The organism is Xanthomonas sp. NCPPB 3174 (assembly GCF_056725205.1).
The window spans coordinates 75,997-89,218 of sequence record NZ_CM161517.1; the positions used below are offsets into that span (position 1 = coordinate 75,997).

Here is a 13,222-nt window from a genome sequence, read left to right on the forward strand (position 1 = left end):
TCCGCGTGGCACGCATCTTCGTGGAATGACTGCAGTTTCATTGGTTCCTCGCCGGTCGTGGCATGGGCATGGCGCTCAGTCTGCGGCACCGTGCGGCACCACCAACGCGCCGTCACACCGCCGTTGCCGATGTGTTTGCTTTTGCCATTGCCGTTGACCAATCCCGAATCCCCAATCCCGAATCCCGGCCGCCCAAAGGCGGCCCTTTGCCGCACCGCACATTGCCAATGACACCGGTTTACCATATACAACGGCGCAACGCGCTGTCGATGCGCGGCGCAGCAATTCCGATCCCCCACATTCCTTGCGGAGATGCCCTTGAGCCTTCCTTCCGGCCCGTCGCAGACGCCACCGCCCGCGTTGGCCGACATCGCGGCCCGCTTCGTCCAGGCCCGTCGCCAGGGCCGCGCACTGCCCGATTTCCCCGGCGTCATCCCCGACGATCTGGAGACCGCCTACCGCGTGCAGGACTTGGCGATCGCGCAATGGCCGGACCGCGTGGTCGGCTGGAAGGTCGGCTACATCGCCCCCGATCGCCGCGACCACTCCGGGGACGAGCGCCTGCTCGGCCCGATCTTCGCCGCTGCGCTGTGGAATGCCACCGGTGGAACAGCCGACATCCCGGTGTTCGATGGCGGCTTCGGCGCGGTCGAGGCCGAGTACGTGCTGCGCCTGGACGCGGACGTGCCGGCCGACCAGTTGCACTGGACCGCGGAGCAGGCCGCGCAGGTGCCGGCGACGCTGTTCGTCGGGGTCGAGGTGGCGAGCAGCCCGCTGGCCACGATCAACCAACTGGGGCCGCGCGTGGTGATCTCCGATTTCGGCAACAACAACGGCCTGCTGCTGGGGCCGCAGGTGCCCAACTGGACCACGCTGGACGAGACCGCGCTGCGCGCCGAGACCTGGATCGAGGGCCAGTGCGTGGGCACCGGCGGCGCCACGCTGCTGCCGGGCGGGCTGCGCGCGGCGTTCGCGTTCGCGCTGGCGCGCTCGGCCAGGCGCGGCCGGCCGCTGCGCCGCGGCGAGCTGATCGCCACCGGCAACGCCACCGGCATCCACGACATCGCCATCGGCCAGCAGGCGACGATCCGCTTCGATGGCTATGGCGAACTGCATTGCAGGGCGGTCGCAGCCTAGGCTGCGCGCTGACCACGACGCGCGGGAGGGCGCAGCATGATCACTCGTAGACGATTCCTGGGTGCGGGCCTGACCGCGGCGGCCGCGGCCGGCGTGCCGCTGGGCGCGCTGGCGCAGCGCGGCGACACCCGCCTGCTCACCGCCACCGACGTGCACGTGGCCGACTACCCCACCGTGGAGGCGGTGCGCTGGTTCGGGCAGACCCTGGAACAGCAGACCGGCGGCCGCCTGCGCCTGCGCCAGTACCACTCCGGCCAGCTCGGCCGCGAGGCGGAGGCGATCGACATGGCGCGCTTCGGCGCCATCGACATCACCCGCGTCTACTCCGGCGCGCTGAACAACACCTTCCCGCTGACCCAGGCGCTGTGCCTGCCGTACGTGTTCGACTCGGTGGCGCACCTGCGCCGCGCGATCGACGGTCACGTCGGCGACAGCATCCTGCGCAGCTTCGAACAGCGCGACCTGGTCGGGCTGGCGATCTACGACTCCGGCGCGCGCTGCTTCTACAACACCAAGCATCCGCTGCGGCAGCCCAAGGATCTGCACGGGCTCAAGCTGCGCGTGGCGAACTCGGACATCTTCCTCAAGCTGATGCGCATGCTCGGCGCCAACCCCACGCCGATGTCGCTGGGCGAAACCTTCTCGGCGATGGAAACGCACATGATCGACGGCGCCGAGAACAACATGCGTAGCTTCCAGTCCAGCCGCCACTTCGAGGCCGCGCACTACTGGTCGCAGAGCGATCACTCCTACGCGCCGGACGTGCTGGTGATGTCGCGGCGCAGTTTCGAGGCGCTGGCGCCGGACGAGCGCGCGCTGGTGTTGGAGACCGCGCGGCAGTCGGTGACGGTGATGCGCCGGCTGTGGGACGCCTCCGAGGCGCAGGCGCGGCAGCAGGTGATCGACTACGGCGTGGCCATCAATGAGGTCGACATGCCGGCCTTCCGCAAGGCCGCCGCGCCGCTGCTGGCCGAGTACCGGCAGCAGCCGGAGATCGAAGCCCTCTACCGCCGCATCCGCGATTTCGCCTGAGCCCATGCCGATGACCGACCACGACCCCGCCCTCCCGGTGCCGCCGCTGCAGCGGCTGCTGGACCGGATCGCCAACCTCGCCATCGGCATCGCCGCCGCCGCCCTGCTCGGGCTGGTGGTGGTGCAGGGCTGGCAGGTGTTCACCCGCTACGTGCTCAACGACTCGCCGAGCTGGACCGAGCCGGTGACGCTGCTGCTGCTGAGCACGGCGATGAGCCTGGGTGCCGCCGCCGGCGTGCACACCCGCCGCCATTTCGGCTTCTTCCTGCTGGCCGAGACGTTGCACGCCAACCTGCGCCGTTTCATCGACCTGCTGCGCCCGCTGCTGGTGGCGGCGATCGGCGCGGTGATCGCGTGGTGGGGCGCGGTGCTGCTGCTGGACGGGCTGGACATCAAGATGGCCGGCGCGCAGATGCCGCAGAGCATCAACTACCTGCCGCTGTCGCTCGGCGGCGCGCTGATGAGCGTGTTCGCGCTGTACCAGGCCTGGCGGGTGCTGCGCCCGGGCACCACCGTGGGGAGGAACTGAGCATGGCCATCGCCATCCTGTTGGGATTGTTCGTGGTGCTGCTGCTGATCGGCGTGCCGGTGGCGTATGCGCTGGGCGCGGCGGCGCTGGCCACGCTGCTGTATCTGGACCTGCCGGCGGTGGTGCTGGTGCAGCAGATCTCCGCCGGCAGCGGCTCGGCGTCGCTGATCGCGATCCCGTTGTTCATCTTCGCCGGCGAACTGATGCTGCGCGGCGGCATCTCCGACCGCCTGATCGCGCTGGCGTCCTCGCTGGTGGGGCGCATGCGCGGCGGCCTGGGCCAGGTCAGCGTGCTGTCCTCGCTGTTCTTCGGCGGCGTGTCCGGCTCGGCCATCGCCGACGTCTCGGCGGTCGGCGGCACCATGATTCCGCAGATGATCAACCGCGGCTACGACCGCGACTACGCGGTCAACGTCAGCATGACCGCGGCGCTGGTGGCGCTGCTGGTGCCGCCCTCGCACAACCTGATCCTGTTCTCGGCCGCGGCCGGCGGCGGCCTGTCGATCGCCGACCTGTTCGCCGCCGGCATCGTCCCAGCGCTGCTGATGACCGCGGCGATGATGCTCACCGGCTACGCGGTGGCGCGCTCGCGCGGCTACGGCACCGAGGCGTTCCCCGGCTGGCGCGCGGTGGCGCTGCGCCTGGTCGGCGCGCTGCCGGGTCTGGGCCTGGTCGCGCTGATCTTCGTCGGCATCCGCGCCGGCATCTTCACCGCGGTGGAGAGCGCGGCGATCGCGGTGGTGTACGCGTTGCTGGTCACCGCGCTGCTGTACCGGCAGCTGCGCTGGGCCGAGTTCTTCGGCGCGGTGACGCATGCCGCGCGCACCACCGGGGTGATCCTGTTCGTGATCGCCACCGCGGCGGTGTTCGGCTGGCTGCTGGCCTACCTGCAGGTGCCGGCGGCGGCGGTGCACTTCCTGCAGTCCATCGCCCACAGCCAGCACACGGTACTGCTGATGATCGTGGTGATGCTGCTGCTGCTGGGCATGTTCATGGACCTTGCGCCGAAGATCCTGATCTGCACGCCGATCTTCCTGCCGGTGGCCAAGGCCTACGGCATCGACCCGATCCACTTCGGCCTGGTGATGGTGCTGGCCGGCGGCATCGGCCTGATCACCCCGCCGGTTGGCTCGGTGCTGTTCATCGGCACCTCGATCGGGCAGATCACCGTGGCCCAGAGCATGCGCACCATCTGGCCGTTCTGGCTGGCGGCGCTGTGCGTGCTGCTGATCGTGGCGTTCTTCCCGGAGCTGTCGCTGTGGCTGCCGCGCGCGCTGCGCGCCTGAGCCGGGCAGCCGGCGCCGGGTCGCGTCATGGCGCGCCACCGGCGTGAAACGCACGCCGCTGCGGCCGCGGCAGGCGCCTGGCGTCGACACCGGCGCCAGGCCGGGTCGGGTCGGCGCCGACGCGCTGCGTTTACCCCGGTTCCGTGACCGTACGCTGGAGCGAGCATGACACCCAGTAGAATCCCCTCTCTTTCGTCCGGTTTTCCGTCCATGGCGCCGAACAAGCCCCGCCCCGCCGATGCTCCCGCTTCCGCCCACGGCAAGGCCGCGACGATCAACGACATCGCGCGCCTGTCCGGGGTGTCGAAGAAGACCGTGTCGCGGATCATCAACAACTCGCCGCTGGTGCGCAAAGACACCCGCGAGAAGGTCGAGGCGCTGATGCGCGAGGTCGGCTACGCGCCGGACCCGCTGGCGCGCGGGCTGGCGTTCCGCCGTTCGTTCCTGATCGGCATGGTCTACGACAACCCCACCGCGCAGTACATCGTGGACATGCAGTACGGCGCACTGGACGCGCTGCGCGGCTCCAGCTTCGAGCTGGTGGTGCATCCGTGCGACAGCCGCAGCCCCGGCTACATCGAGGGCGTGCGCCGCTTCGTGCAGCAGCAGAAGCTGCACGGGGTGATCCTGGTGCCGCGCGCCTCCGAGGACCAGGCCCTGGCCGACATGCTCGCCGGCATCGGCGTGCGCTACACGCGCATCGCCTCGCTGCCGCTGGACGACACCTCGCAGATGGTGGTCACCCACGACCGCGACGGCGCCGCCGAGGCCGCCGACTACCTGCTGTCGCTGGGCCACCGCGACATCGCCTTGATCACCGGCCCCAGCGCCTACCGCTCCGCGCACGAGCGCACCGCCGGCTTCATCGACGCGCTGACCCGGCGCGGCATCGAACTGCCGCCAGCACGCATCGTCGAGGCCGGCTACACCTTCGAATCGGGCGTGGCCGCGGCGGAGAAGCTGCTGCTCGGCAAGCAGCGGCCCAGCGCGATCTTCACCGGCAACGACGAGATGGCCGCCGGCGTGTACAAGGTCGCCCTGCGCGCCAACATCAACATCCCGCGCCAGCTGTCGATCATCGGCTACGACGACAGCCCGCTGGCCTCCCGGCTGTGGCCCTCGCTGACCTCGGTGCGCCGGCACACCCGCGACACCGGCCGCACCGCCGCGGCGATGCTGATCCAGCCCGAGGGCACGCCATCGCTGGCGGTGGCCAGCGTGCGCCCGCACCTGATCGTGCGCGATTCCTGCCAGCCGCCGGAAGACTGAGCCCGCCGCGGCCGGTGTAGACTGCCCGGCGACCGTGCGGACACCGCTCCGCCCATCGAAGGCCCGCTCCGTCCCGGCACCGCCCGCGCGGACCCACGCGGCCCTCCTGCGAGGAGCTTCGCCATGTCGTCCCCCGTCCCTGCCGCCGCCGCGGTCCGTTTCGGCCGCCTGGCGCCGACCGTGCCCGTCGCCGAGATCGCCCGCGCCGTCGCCTTCTACACCGAGCGCCTGGGTTTCCGCAGCGTGTTCCAGAACGGCAGCCCGGTCGGCTTCGTGATCCTGAAGAAGGACGCCGCCGAACTGCACCTGACCCTGCGCCCCGACCACCGCGGCAGCACCAGCAACGTCGCCCACCTGATCGTCGACGACGCCACGGCCCTGTACGACAGCCTGCAGGCGCAGGGCGTGCGCATCATCAAGGCGATTCGCGACGCCGACTTCGGCCTGCGCTGCTTCGTCTTCGCCGACCCCGACGGCAACCGCATCGACGTGGGCGAGCCATTGCCGCCTGGCTAGCACGCCGTCAGCGAGCGGCGCAGCGCTCTTATCCCCAATCCCGAATCCCCAATCCCGGCCCTTCGTGCACTGCGGAATGACACCGGTTTACCAGACCCGCTAGACTGTCCTCCGTGGCGGGCTGCCGCATGCCGTCGCCTGCACTGGAGAGGCCCATGTCCCTGTACTGCAAGACCCACTACGCCACCCATCCCGACGCGATCAAGGGCGCCAGCAACGACCAGTTGCGCGACCTGTACCTGCTCGACGGCCTGTTCGTGGACGACGCGGTGACCCTGAAGTACACCCACTACGAGCGCTTCGTGCTCGGCGGCGCGGCCCCGCGCACGCGGGCGCTGACGCTGCCGGCGCAGACCGAGCCGGCCTCGGCCGCCGGTCACCCGTTCCTGGAGCGGCGCGAGCTGGGCGTGATCAACGTCGGTGCCGGCAGCGGCACCGTCACCGTCGACGGCACCGCGTATCCGCTGGGCCCGAAGGATGGCCTGTACGTGGCGATGGGCAGCGCCGAGGTGGTGTTCGCCTCCGACGACGCAGCCAACCCGGCGCAGTTCTACCTGGCCTCCACGCCGGCGCACGCGCGCTTCGCCACCAAGCGCCTGTCCATCGCCGAGGCGGTGGCGCTGGACCGCGGCGCGCTGGAGACCAGCAACGAACGCACCATCTACCAGTACATCGTGCCGGCCACCTGCCAGTCCTCGCAGCTGCTGCTGGGCCTGACCGTGCTCAAGCCGGGCAGCGTCTGGAACACCATGCCGCCGCACCTGCACGACCGCCGCAGCGAGGTCTATTTCTACTTCGACCTCGGCGCCAACGACCGCGTCTACCACTTCATGGGCGAGCCGGACGCGCAGCGCCACATCGTGGTGCAGAACAACGAGGCCGTGGTGTCGCCGCCGTGGTCGATCCACATGGGCGCCGGCACCGCCAACTACGCCTTCATCTGGGCGATGGGCGGCGAGAACCTCGACTACACCGACATGCACGTGCTGGACATCTGCCAGCTCAAGTAGGCCGCCGTCGCGCGCGCCGCTCCCATTCCCGTCGTCCGCAGTCCCTCAAGGAGTCCACGCAATGACCCACCCGTTCAGTCTCGAAGGCAAGGTCGCCCTGGTCACCGGCGCCAACACCGGTCTCGGCCAAGGCATCGCCGTGGCGCTGGCGCAGGCCGGCGCCGACATCGCCGCCGCCGGCATCGCCGCGCCCACCGAGACCGAGGCCAAGGTCACCGCGCTGGGCCGCCGCTTAGTCGCCATCGAGGCCAACCTGATCAGCATCGAGCCGGTGCAGCGCATCCTCGACGAGACCCTGGCCGGGCTCGGCCGGCTGGACATCCTGGTCAACAACGCCGGGCTGATCCGCCGCGCCGACGCGGTGGACTTCAGCGAGCAGGACTGGGACGACGTCATGAACGTCAACATCAAGTCCGCGTTCTTCATGTGCCAGGCCGCCGGCCGCCACTTCATCGCCCAGGGCAGCGGCAAGATCATCAACATCGCCTCGATGCTGTCGTTCCAGGGCGGCATCCGCGTGCCCTCGTACACCGCCAGCAAGTCCGGCATCGCCGGCATCACCCGCCTGCTGGCCAACGAGTGGGGCGCCAAGGGCGTCAACATCAACGCCATCGCCCCGGGCTACATGGCCACCGACAACACCGCGCAGCTGCGCGCCGACGCCGCGCGCAACCAGGCGATCCTGGACCGCATCCCGGCCGGTCGCTGGGGCGTGCCGGAAGACCTGGGCGGCACCGCGGTGTTCCTGGCCAGCAGCGCCTCGGACTACGTCAACGGCACCGTGATCCCCGTCGACGGCGGCTGGCTCGCCCGCTAACGCTCCTCCTTCTCCCTTCGGGACCTCGGCCCCCTTTTTGGGGGAAGGTGCCCGTAAGGGCGGATGAGGGTACGTCAGCCGCCGACCCATGTTCCGCCCAACCTGCCCCCATCACCCAATCCCCCACCCCAAAGGACCCCCATGAAAATCGCCCTAATGAACGAGTTCAGCCAGGCCGCCAAGAACCCGGTGATCCTGCAGCAGCTCAACGACGTCGCCGCCGCCCAGGGCCACAGCGTGTTCAACGTCGGCATGGACGGCGACGCCGACCACCGCCTGACCTACATCCACCTGGGCATCTGCGCCGGCCTGCTGCTCAACGCCGGTGCGGTGGACTTCGTGGTCGCCGGCTGCGGCACCGGCCAGGGCGCGATGATGTCGCTCAACGCGCACCCGGGCGTGTTCTGCGGCTACTGCATCGAGCCGACCGACGCCTACCTGTTCGCCCAGGTCAACAACGGCAACGCGCTGGCGCTGGCCTTCGCCAAGGGCTACGGCTGGGGCGCGGAGATCAACGTGCGCTACATCTTCGAGAAGGCCTTCAGTGGCGAGCGCGGCATGGGCTACCCGGCCGAGCGCCGCGAATCGCAGCAGGCCAACGCCGGCATCCTGACCCAGGTCAAGCAGGCCCTGGCCAAGTCCTACCTGGACGGCCTGCGCGCGCTGGACCCGGAACTGGTCAAGCAGGCCGTGGGCGGCGCACGTTTCCAGCAGTGCTTCTTCGACAACGCCAAGGACGCCGAGCTGCGCGCCTTCGTCGCCGGCGTGCTGGGCAAGGCCGAGGCTGCGGCGGCCTGAGGTCGCGCAGACGCCCGGGCGGGCGCGCCCAGGTGCTGTTCGCAAAACGCCCCGCACCCGCGGGGCGTTTTGCATACGGTCTTACTGCACCAACAGCAGGCCTTCGGCCAGCGGATAGTTCCGCTCCGGGCAGGCGATATGCATGCTGTCTACCACGTAGAACGTCTGGCCCAGCTTCTGCTCGGTGTGCACGACATAGGTCAGGGTGCCGCGCGGCGCGTAGAGTTTGGCAAGGATGCCGTGGCCAACCAGCAGTCGCTTCAGGTCCTTGGCGAAGTTGTTGGCGATGGAGTTGGTCTGGCTCTGCGCGCCGACCTGGCACGCCATCAGCACGATCTCCTCGAACGAGTCCTTGCCCAGCCCCTTGTTCAACAGTTGCTGCAGGAACGCCTCCGGCGTCAGCCCGGCAAAGACGTTGACGTTGCCGTGCGAATTGATCACCAGGCGCTTGCCGCGCGTCTTGTTGCTGGGCGACAGCGACGTCGCATCGAGCAGGGTCAAGGCATGCGACTGGGTTTCGCCGAAGTGGGATTGCAGGGCCTTCAGCTTGGCGCCGCGCTGATCCGCTTGATCGCCGTCCAGGCCGACATAGATGAGCATGATGAAGTCTCCCGACGCGCAGGACCGCGCACGAACGTGGCGCGGGAGCGCCCGGATCTCCGTGGTGGCCGCGTCGTGACGCACCGATGTCGCTCGCCGTGCAGCGTAGGTTCGGCGTGCAGGGCGCGGGATCGGGCCGAATCCGATTTGCCGGGGCGCGCAGACCGATGCGCAGGACCGGCCGCGCTCGGGCATCCGCGCCGCACGAGCTTGGGAGGCGGATGCAACGCGCGCTTGCGACGCGCGTGCCTACCTCACACGTCGCCGCCGTCCGCCCAGCCTTCGCCGCTGCCGGCATGGAACACGCGGTCCTGCGCCTGCACCTGGCCCGCCGGCAGATGCGCCTGGTCGGCCAGTGCCGCATAGATCGGAGTGAAGTCCGGCGCGGTCGCCTGCATCAATTGTTCGAAGCTGTCGATGACGAAGTAGGTCTTCTGGTAGGTGTCGATGCGGTAGCGGGTGCGCATGATCCGCTGCAGGTCGAAGCCGATGCGGTTGGGCGCATCCGATTCCAGCGAGTACAGCGATTCGCCCTTGGACGAGACGATGCCGGCGCCGTAGATGCGCAGGCCGTCCGGGGTGTCGATCAAGCCGAACTCCACCGTGTACCAGTACAGCCGGGTCAGGTTCTGCAGCGCGTCCGGGCCGATCGCGTGTGCCTTCACCCCGCCGCGGCCATAGGCCTGCATGTAGTCGGCGAACAGCGGGTTCATCAGCAGCGGCACGTGGCCGAACAGGTCGTGGAACAGGTCCGGCTCGGCGATGTAGTCGATCTGCTCGGGACGGCGGATCCACCAGGTCACCGGGAAGCGGCGGTTGGCCAGATGGTCGAAGAAATCCAGTTCCGGCAGCAGCCCTTCGACGCCGACCAGCGTCCAGCCCGTGGTCGCCTGCAGCACCGCGTTGAGGTCGTCGAAGCGCGGGATCGCCTGCGGCGTCATGCCCATCGCGTCCTGCGCCTGCAGGAATTCGTCGCAGGCGCGGCCGACCAGCAGCTCGCGCTGGCGCGCGTACAGCGTGCCCCAGGTGGCATGGTCGTCGGCGCTGTAGCTCTCCCATGGCTGGGTCACCACCGACGTGGTGTAGACCGGCACGTAGCCCTTGTCGGTCTGCTGGTGTTCGACGCGGCGCGGTGCGGTGTCCATGGTCGACGCTCCGGAAAGGAATAGCCACGATGGTAGGCGTGCAGCCGCGCAATGGGCTTGCGAAGTTGCGCCGTTCCGCGCGATGCGCGCAAGATTGTTGCGTAGATGCCATGTTGCAGAGCAATAAATGACCGGATCGCCGACCTTCGACCGTACCGACCTGCGCCTGCTCGCCCTGCTGCAGCGGGAAGGCCGTGCCAGCAACGCCGAGCTGGCCGCGCAGGTGAACCTGTCGCCCTCGGCCTGCCTGCGCCGGGTGCAGCGGCTGGAAGCCGAGGGCGTGGTCGCCGGCTACGCCGCGCGGTTGGTGCCGGCGGCGATCGGCCTGGGCCTGCAGGCCTTCGTCCGCGTGCAGTTGGAAAAGCACGGGCAGAGCGGCATCGCCCATTTCGCCGACAGCGTGCAGGGCTGGGACGAGGTGGTCGCCTGCCACGCGCTGACCGGCGACATGGACTACCTGCTGCACGTCTACGTCCGCGATCTGGCGCACTTCTCCGCGTTCCTGCTGGACAAGTTGCTCAATGCCGCCGGCGTTGCCGACGTCAATTCCAGCTTCGTGCTGCGCACGGTCAAGGACTTCGCCGGCCTGCCGCTGCCGCGCGGCTAGCGGCACGACGCGGATGTGCCGCCGCGTGTCGGCGCATGGCAACCCTTGTTAAGTTGTTGCTAACGATTTACATTTGCGTTCTGCGACGGCCATCCACGGCCACAGCCCCTCCGCCAGCCCTGCCGGGCCAGCCACGCCGGTTCCCCGCCGTGGGGTGCGGCTGCGCCTGTCCTTTTCCTGCCACCCGCGGCGCGACCGTGTCGCCCCGTGCCCCAACTTCGCGAGATCGATCCATGCTTTCCTCCGCTCCACGCCGCCTGCTGTCCCTCGCCGTGCTGTCCGCGCTCTCCGCCGCCTCGGCACCGCTGCTCGCCGCCGACGCCGAGGCCGCTGACTCGGCCGATGTGCAGCCGACCACGCTGGACAAGGTGGAGGTCAGCGGCAGCCCGAGCCGCGCGCAGCCGTCCACCACCACCCGTCTGCCGCTGACGCTGCAGGAGACGCCGCAGTCGGTGAGCGTGCTGGGCCAGCAGCGGCTGGAGGAGGAATCGCTGTTCAGCATCAACGACGTGATGCGCAATGTCACCGGCGTCAACGTCTCCTTCTACGACACCCAGCGCCCGCTGTACTTCGCGCGCGGCTTCCAGATCACCGACTTCCAGGTCGACGGCCTGCCCACCTACAGCGGTTCCACCAACCAGGAATACGACATGGTCTTCTACGACCGCGTCGAGGTGATCCGCGGCGCCAACGGCCTGCTCAGCGGCGCCGGCATTCCCTCGGCCACGGTCAACCTGCTGCGCAAGCGTCCGGGCAAGACCTTTGATGCCGCGTTCGCGGCCTCGCTCGGCACCTGGGACTTCCGCCGCACCCAGGCCGACGTCACCGCGCCACTGACCGCCGACGGCCGCTTCCGCAGCCGCTTCGTCGCCGCCTGGCAGGACCGTGGCTACTACTACGACCACTACAGCGACCAGAAGATGTCCGGCATGGCGGTGCTGGAGGGCGACCTGACCGACACCACCACGGTCACCGTCGGCTACCAGCGCCAGGACAACGACCCGGTCGGCGCGACCTGGGGCACGGTGCCGTACTTCTTCGCCGACGGTGCGTACGCCGACCTGCCCACGTCCACCAACCTGGCGCCGAAGTGGACGCGCTGGCAGCGCAACACCCACACCACCTTCGCCAACCTGGAACAGCGCTTCGGCGAGAACTGGCTGCTGAAGGTCAACCTGGCGCGCACCGAAGGCGAGGTCAACAACCTGCGCGTGTACGGCAGCGGCTATCCCAAGCGCGACGGCAGCGGCATCTACCTGCGCGCGGCCGCCGGTCGGACCACCGACACCCGCGACGGCCTGGACGTGTACCTGTCCGGCACGTTCCCGCTGTTCGGCCGCGACCACGACGTGGTGATCGGCGGCAGCTGGCAGGATCTGCAGTCGACCACGCCGACCCTGGCGCTGCGCTATCCGGGCGACTGGACCACCTGCGGCCGCGAGCGCTGCTACTACATCCCCAACGTCTACGACTGGCGCGGCGACGTGGGCCAGATCACCACCACCCGCACCGGTGCGCGGCGCGAGGCACGCACCACCCAGCGCGGCGTGTATGCCTCCACCCGGCTGCGCCTGGCCGAGCCGCTGTCGTTGATCGCCGGCGCGCGCCTGAGTTCCTGGCAGACCCGCACCCAGGCCTTCGCCGCCGACGGCAGCTACACCGGCACCAGCGGCCGCTACCGGGTCAGCGACGAGGTCACGCCCTACGTCGGCCTGGTCTACGACATCACCCCGGCCATCTCCACCTACGCCAGCTACACCGAGATCTTCAATCCGCAGAACTACAAGGACAAGGACAACAACCTGCTGGCGCCGGTGCAGGGCTCCAACCTGGAAGCGGGCATCAAGGCGCAACTGGCCGATGGCCGCGCGCTGCTCAGCGCGGCGGTGTTCGAGGCCAGGCAGGACAACTACGCGGTGCGCGACATGACCCAGCCGGAAGCCTCGCTGCCCGACGGCAGTTCGGCCTACATCGGCGTCGACGGCACCAAGAGCCGCGGCTGGGAAGTGGAATACAACGGCGAACTGCGCCCGGGCTGGACGCTCAACGCCGGCTACACCCGCGCCAAGGTCACCCGCGCGCCGACCGACGCGATCTACGCCAACCTGCCGGAAGACTACCTGCAGCTGTCCACCCAGGTGCGCCTGCCCGGCGCCTGGCAGCGCCTGAGCCTGGGCGGCGGCGTGAGCTGGCAGAGCGCGGTGCGCGGCTACAACATCCAGCGCCCGGTCGGCGACGGCAGCGCTGCCACGCGCCCGGTCACCGTGGTGCAGGATCCGTACGCGCTGGTGCACTTCAACGCCAACTACCAGCTCAGCTCGCAGTGGACCGCGACCCTGGCGGTGACCAACGCACTGAACAAGAAGTACTGGGCCAACCTGGATTACCAGAACTACGGCGAGCCGCGGTTCGTGAGTTTCACGCTGCGCTGGCGGTACTGAGTGGCGGTGGGTGCCGGTGGGACTGCGCCTGGTAG

At 69.4% G+C, this 13,222-nt stretch carries 13 protein-coding genes; 11 read left to right on the forward strand and 2 right to left on the reverse strand.

What is annotated here, in order from left to right:
* Positions 1-312 precede the first annotated feature (312 nt).
* The 9 genes from AC1PK7_RS00375 to AC1PK7_RS00415 all read left to right on the forward strand — a co-directional run bounded on the left by AC1PK7_RS00375 (position 313) and on the right by AC1PK7_RS00415 (position 8,394).
* The gene (locus AC1PK7_RS00375) at positions 313-1,137 is read left to right on the forward strand and encodes a 2-keto-4-pentenoate hydratase (protein WP_481099487.1); all 825 of its coding nucleotides are present in this window, start codon (positions 313-315) and stop codon (positions 1,135-1,137) included.
* A 36-nt stretch (positions 1,138-1,173) separates the two neighbouring features.
* Positions 1,174-2,169, forward strand: a complete 996-nt coding sequence (locus AC1PK7_RS00380; RefSeq protein WP_481099488.1) for a TRAP transporter substrate-binding protein — start codon at positions 1,174-1,176, stop codon at positions 2,167-2,169.
* A 10-nt stretch (positions 2,170-2,179) separates the two neighbouring features.
* Positions 2,180-2,698, forward strand: a complete 519-nt coding sequence (locus AC1PK7_RS00385; RefSeq protein ID WP_481099489.1) for a TRAP transporter small permease — start codon at positions 2,180-2,182, stop codon at positions 2,696-2,698.
* Between the two features lie 2 nt (positions 2,699-2,700).
* Complete coding sequence (locus AC1PK7_RS00390; RefSeq protein ID WP_209029945.1) at positions 2,701-3,984, forward strand: TRAP transporter large permease; 1,284 nt, start codon at positions 2,701-2,703, stop codon at positions 3,982-3,984.
* A 210-nt stretch (positions 3,985-4,194) separates the two neighbouring features.
* Positions 4,195-5,253 carry a LacI family DNA-binding transcriptional regulator gene (locus AC1PK7_RS00395; protein WP_010343057.1) on the forward strand — a complete coding sequence of 353 codons (1,059 nt, stop codon included), beginning with the start codon at positions 4,195-4,197 and terminating at the stop codon, positions 5,251-5,253.
* Positions 5,254-5,376: 123 nt separating this feature from the next.
* On the forward strand, positions 5,377-5,769 hold the full coding sequence (locus AC1PK7_RS00400; RefSeq protein ID WP_481099490.1) for a VOC family protein: 393 nt from the start codon (positions 5,377-5,379) through the stop codon (positions 5,767-5,769).
* Between the two features lie 155 nt (positions 5,770-5,924).
* Positions 5,925-6,779 (forward strand): 5-dehydro-4-deoxy-D-glucuronate isomerase, encoded by an 855-nt coding sequence (kduI, locus tag AC1PK7_RS00405; protein ID WP_010343055.1) that lies wholly within the window; start codon positions 5,925-5,927, stop codon positions 6,777-6,779.
* A 61-nt stretch (positions 6,780-6,840) separates the two neighbouring features.
* A complete protein-coding gene (gene kduD / locus AC1PK7_RS00410; RefSeq protein ID WP_481099491.1) occupies positions 6,841-7,596 on the forward strand; it encodes a 2-dehydro-3-deoxy-D-gluconate 5-dehydrogenase KduD in 756 nt (251 codons plus the stop codon).
* Between the two features lie 141 nt (positions 7,597-7,737).
* Positions 7,738-8,394: an RpiB/LacA/LacB family sugar-phosphate isomerase gene (locus AC1PK7_RS00415; RefSeq protein ID WP_481099492.1), complete on the forward strand. Its 657-nt coding sequence runs from the start codon at positions 7,738-7,740 to the stop codon at positions 8,392-8,394.
* 81 nt (positions 8,395-8,475) lie between these two features.
* On the opposite strand, the gene AC1PK7_RS00420 is transcribed toward AC1PK7_RS00415, so the two are convergent.
* The gene (locus AC1PK7_RS00420) at positions 8,476-8,994 is read right to left on the reverse strand and encodes a hypothetical protein (RefSeq protein ID WP_010343052.1); all 519 of its coding nucleotides are present in this window, start codon (positions 8,992-8,994) and stop codon (positions 8,476-8,478) included.
* A gap of 254 nt (positions 8,995-9,248) precedes the next feature.
* The gene (gene phhA, locus AC1PK7_RS00425; protein ID WP_481099493.1) at positions 9,249-10,139 is read right to left on the reverse strand and encodes a phenylalanine 4-monooxygenase; all 891 of its coding nucleotides are present in this window, start codon (positions 10,137-10,139) and stop codon (positions 9,249-9,251) included.
* A 127-nt stretch (positions 10,140-10,266) separates the two neighbouring features.
* Here phhA and AC1PK7_RS00430 point away from each other — a divergent pair, with 127 nt between their 5' ends.
* On the forward strand, positions 10,267-10,746 hold the full coding sequence (locus AC1PK7_RS00430; protein WP_010343045.1) for an Lrp/AsnC family transcriptional regulator: 480 nt from the start codon (positions 10,267-10,269) through the stop codon (positions 10,744-10,746).
* A 233-nt stretch (positions 10,747-10,979) separates the two neighbouring features.
* Positions 10,980-13,187: a TonB-dependent siderophore receptor gene (locus AC1PK7_RS00435; protein WP_481099494.1), complete on the forward strand. Its 2,208-nt coding sequence runs from the start codon at positions 10,980-10,982 to the stop codon at positions 13,185-13,187.
* The last annotated feature ends 35 nt before the right edge of the window (positions 13,188-13,222 follow it).

What these genes read in the sequence shown, in the direction of transcription:
- AC1PK7_RS00415 (WP_481099492.1), top strand. Translation starts at nt 7,738, where the DNA reads ATGAAAATCGCCCTAATGAACGAGTTCAGCCAGGCCGCCAAGAACCCG.
- phhA (WP_481099493.1), bottom strand. Translation starts at nt 10,139, where the DNA reads ATGGACACCGCACCGCGCCGCGTCGAACACCAGCAGACCGACAAGGGC.
- AC1PK7_RS00385 (WP_481099489.1), top strand. Translation starts at nt 2,180, where the DNA reads ATGACCGACCACGACCCCGCCCTCCCGGTGCCGCCGCTGCAGCGGCTG.
- AC1PK7_RS00390 (WP_209029945.1), top strand. Translation starts at nt 2,701, where the DNA reads ATGGCCATCGCCATCCTGTTGGGATTGTTCGTGGTGCTGCTGCTGATC.
- AC1PK7_RS00430 (WP_010343045.1), top strand. Translation starts at nt 10,267, where the DNA reads ATGACCGGATCGCCGACCTTCGACCGTACCGACCTGCGCCTGCTCGCC.
- AC1PK7_RS00380 (WP_481099488.1), top strand. Translation starts at nt 1,174, where the DNA reads ATGATCACTCGTAGACGATTCCTGGGTGCGGGCCTGACCGCGGCGGCC.
- AC1PK7_RS00420 (WP_010343052.1), bottom strand. Translation starts at nt 8,994, where the DNA reads ATGCTCATCTATGTCGGCCTGGACGGCGATCAAGCGGATCAGCGCGGC.
- AC1PK7_RS00400 (WP_481099490.1), top strand. Translation starts at nt 5,377, where the DNA reads ATGTCGTCCCCCGTCCCTGCCGCCGCCGCGGTCCGTTTCGGCCGCCTG.
- AC1PK7_RS00375 (WP_481099487.1), top strand. Translation starts at nt 313, where the DNA reads ATGCCCTTGAGCCTTCCTTCCGGCCCGTCGCAGACGCCACCGCCCGCG.
- kduI (WP_010343055.1), top strand. Translation starts at nt 5,925, where the DNA reads ATGTCCCTGTACTGCAAGACCCACTACGCCACCCATCCCGACGCGATC.
- AC1PK7_RS00395 (WP_010343057.1), top strand. Translation starts at nt 4,195, where the DNA reads ATGGCGCCGAACAAGCCCCGCCCCGCCGATGCTCCCGCTTCCGCCCAC.
- kduD (WP_481099491.1), top strand. Translation starts at nt 6,841, where the DNA reads ATGACCCACCCGTTCAGTCTCGAAGGCAAGGTCGCCCTGGTCACCGGC.
- AC1PK7_RS00435 (WP_481099494.1), top strand. Translation starts at nt 10,980, where the DNA reads ATGCTTTCCTCCGCTCCACGCCGCCTGCTGTCCCTCGCCGTGCTGTCC.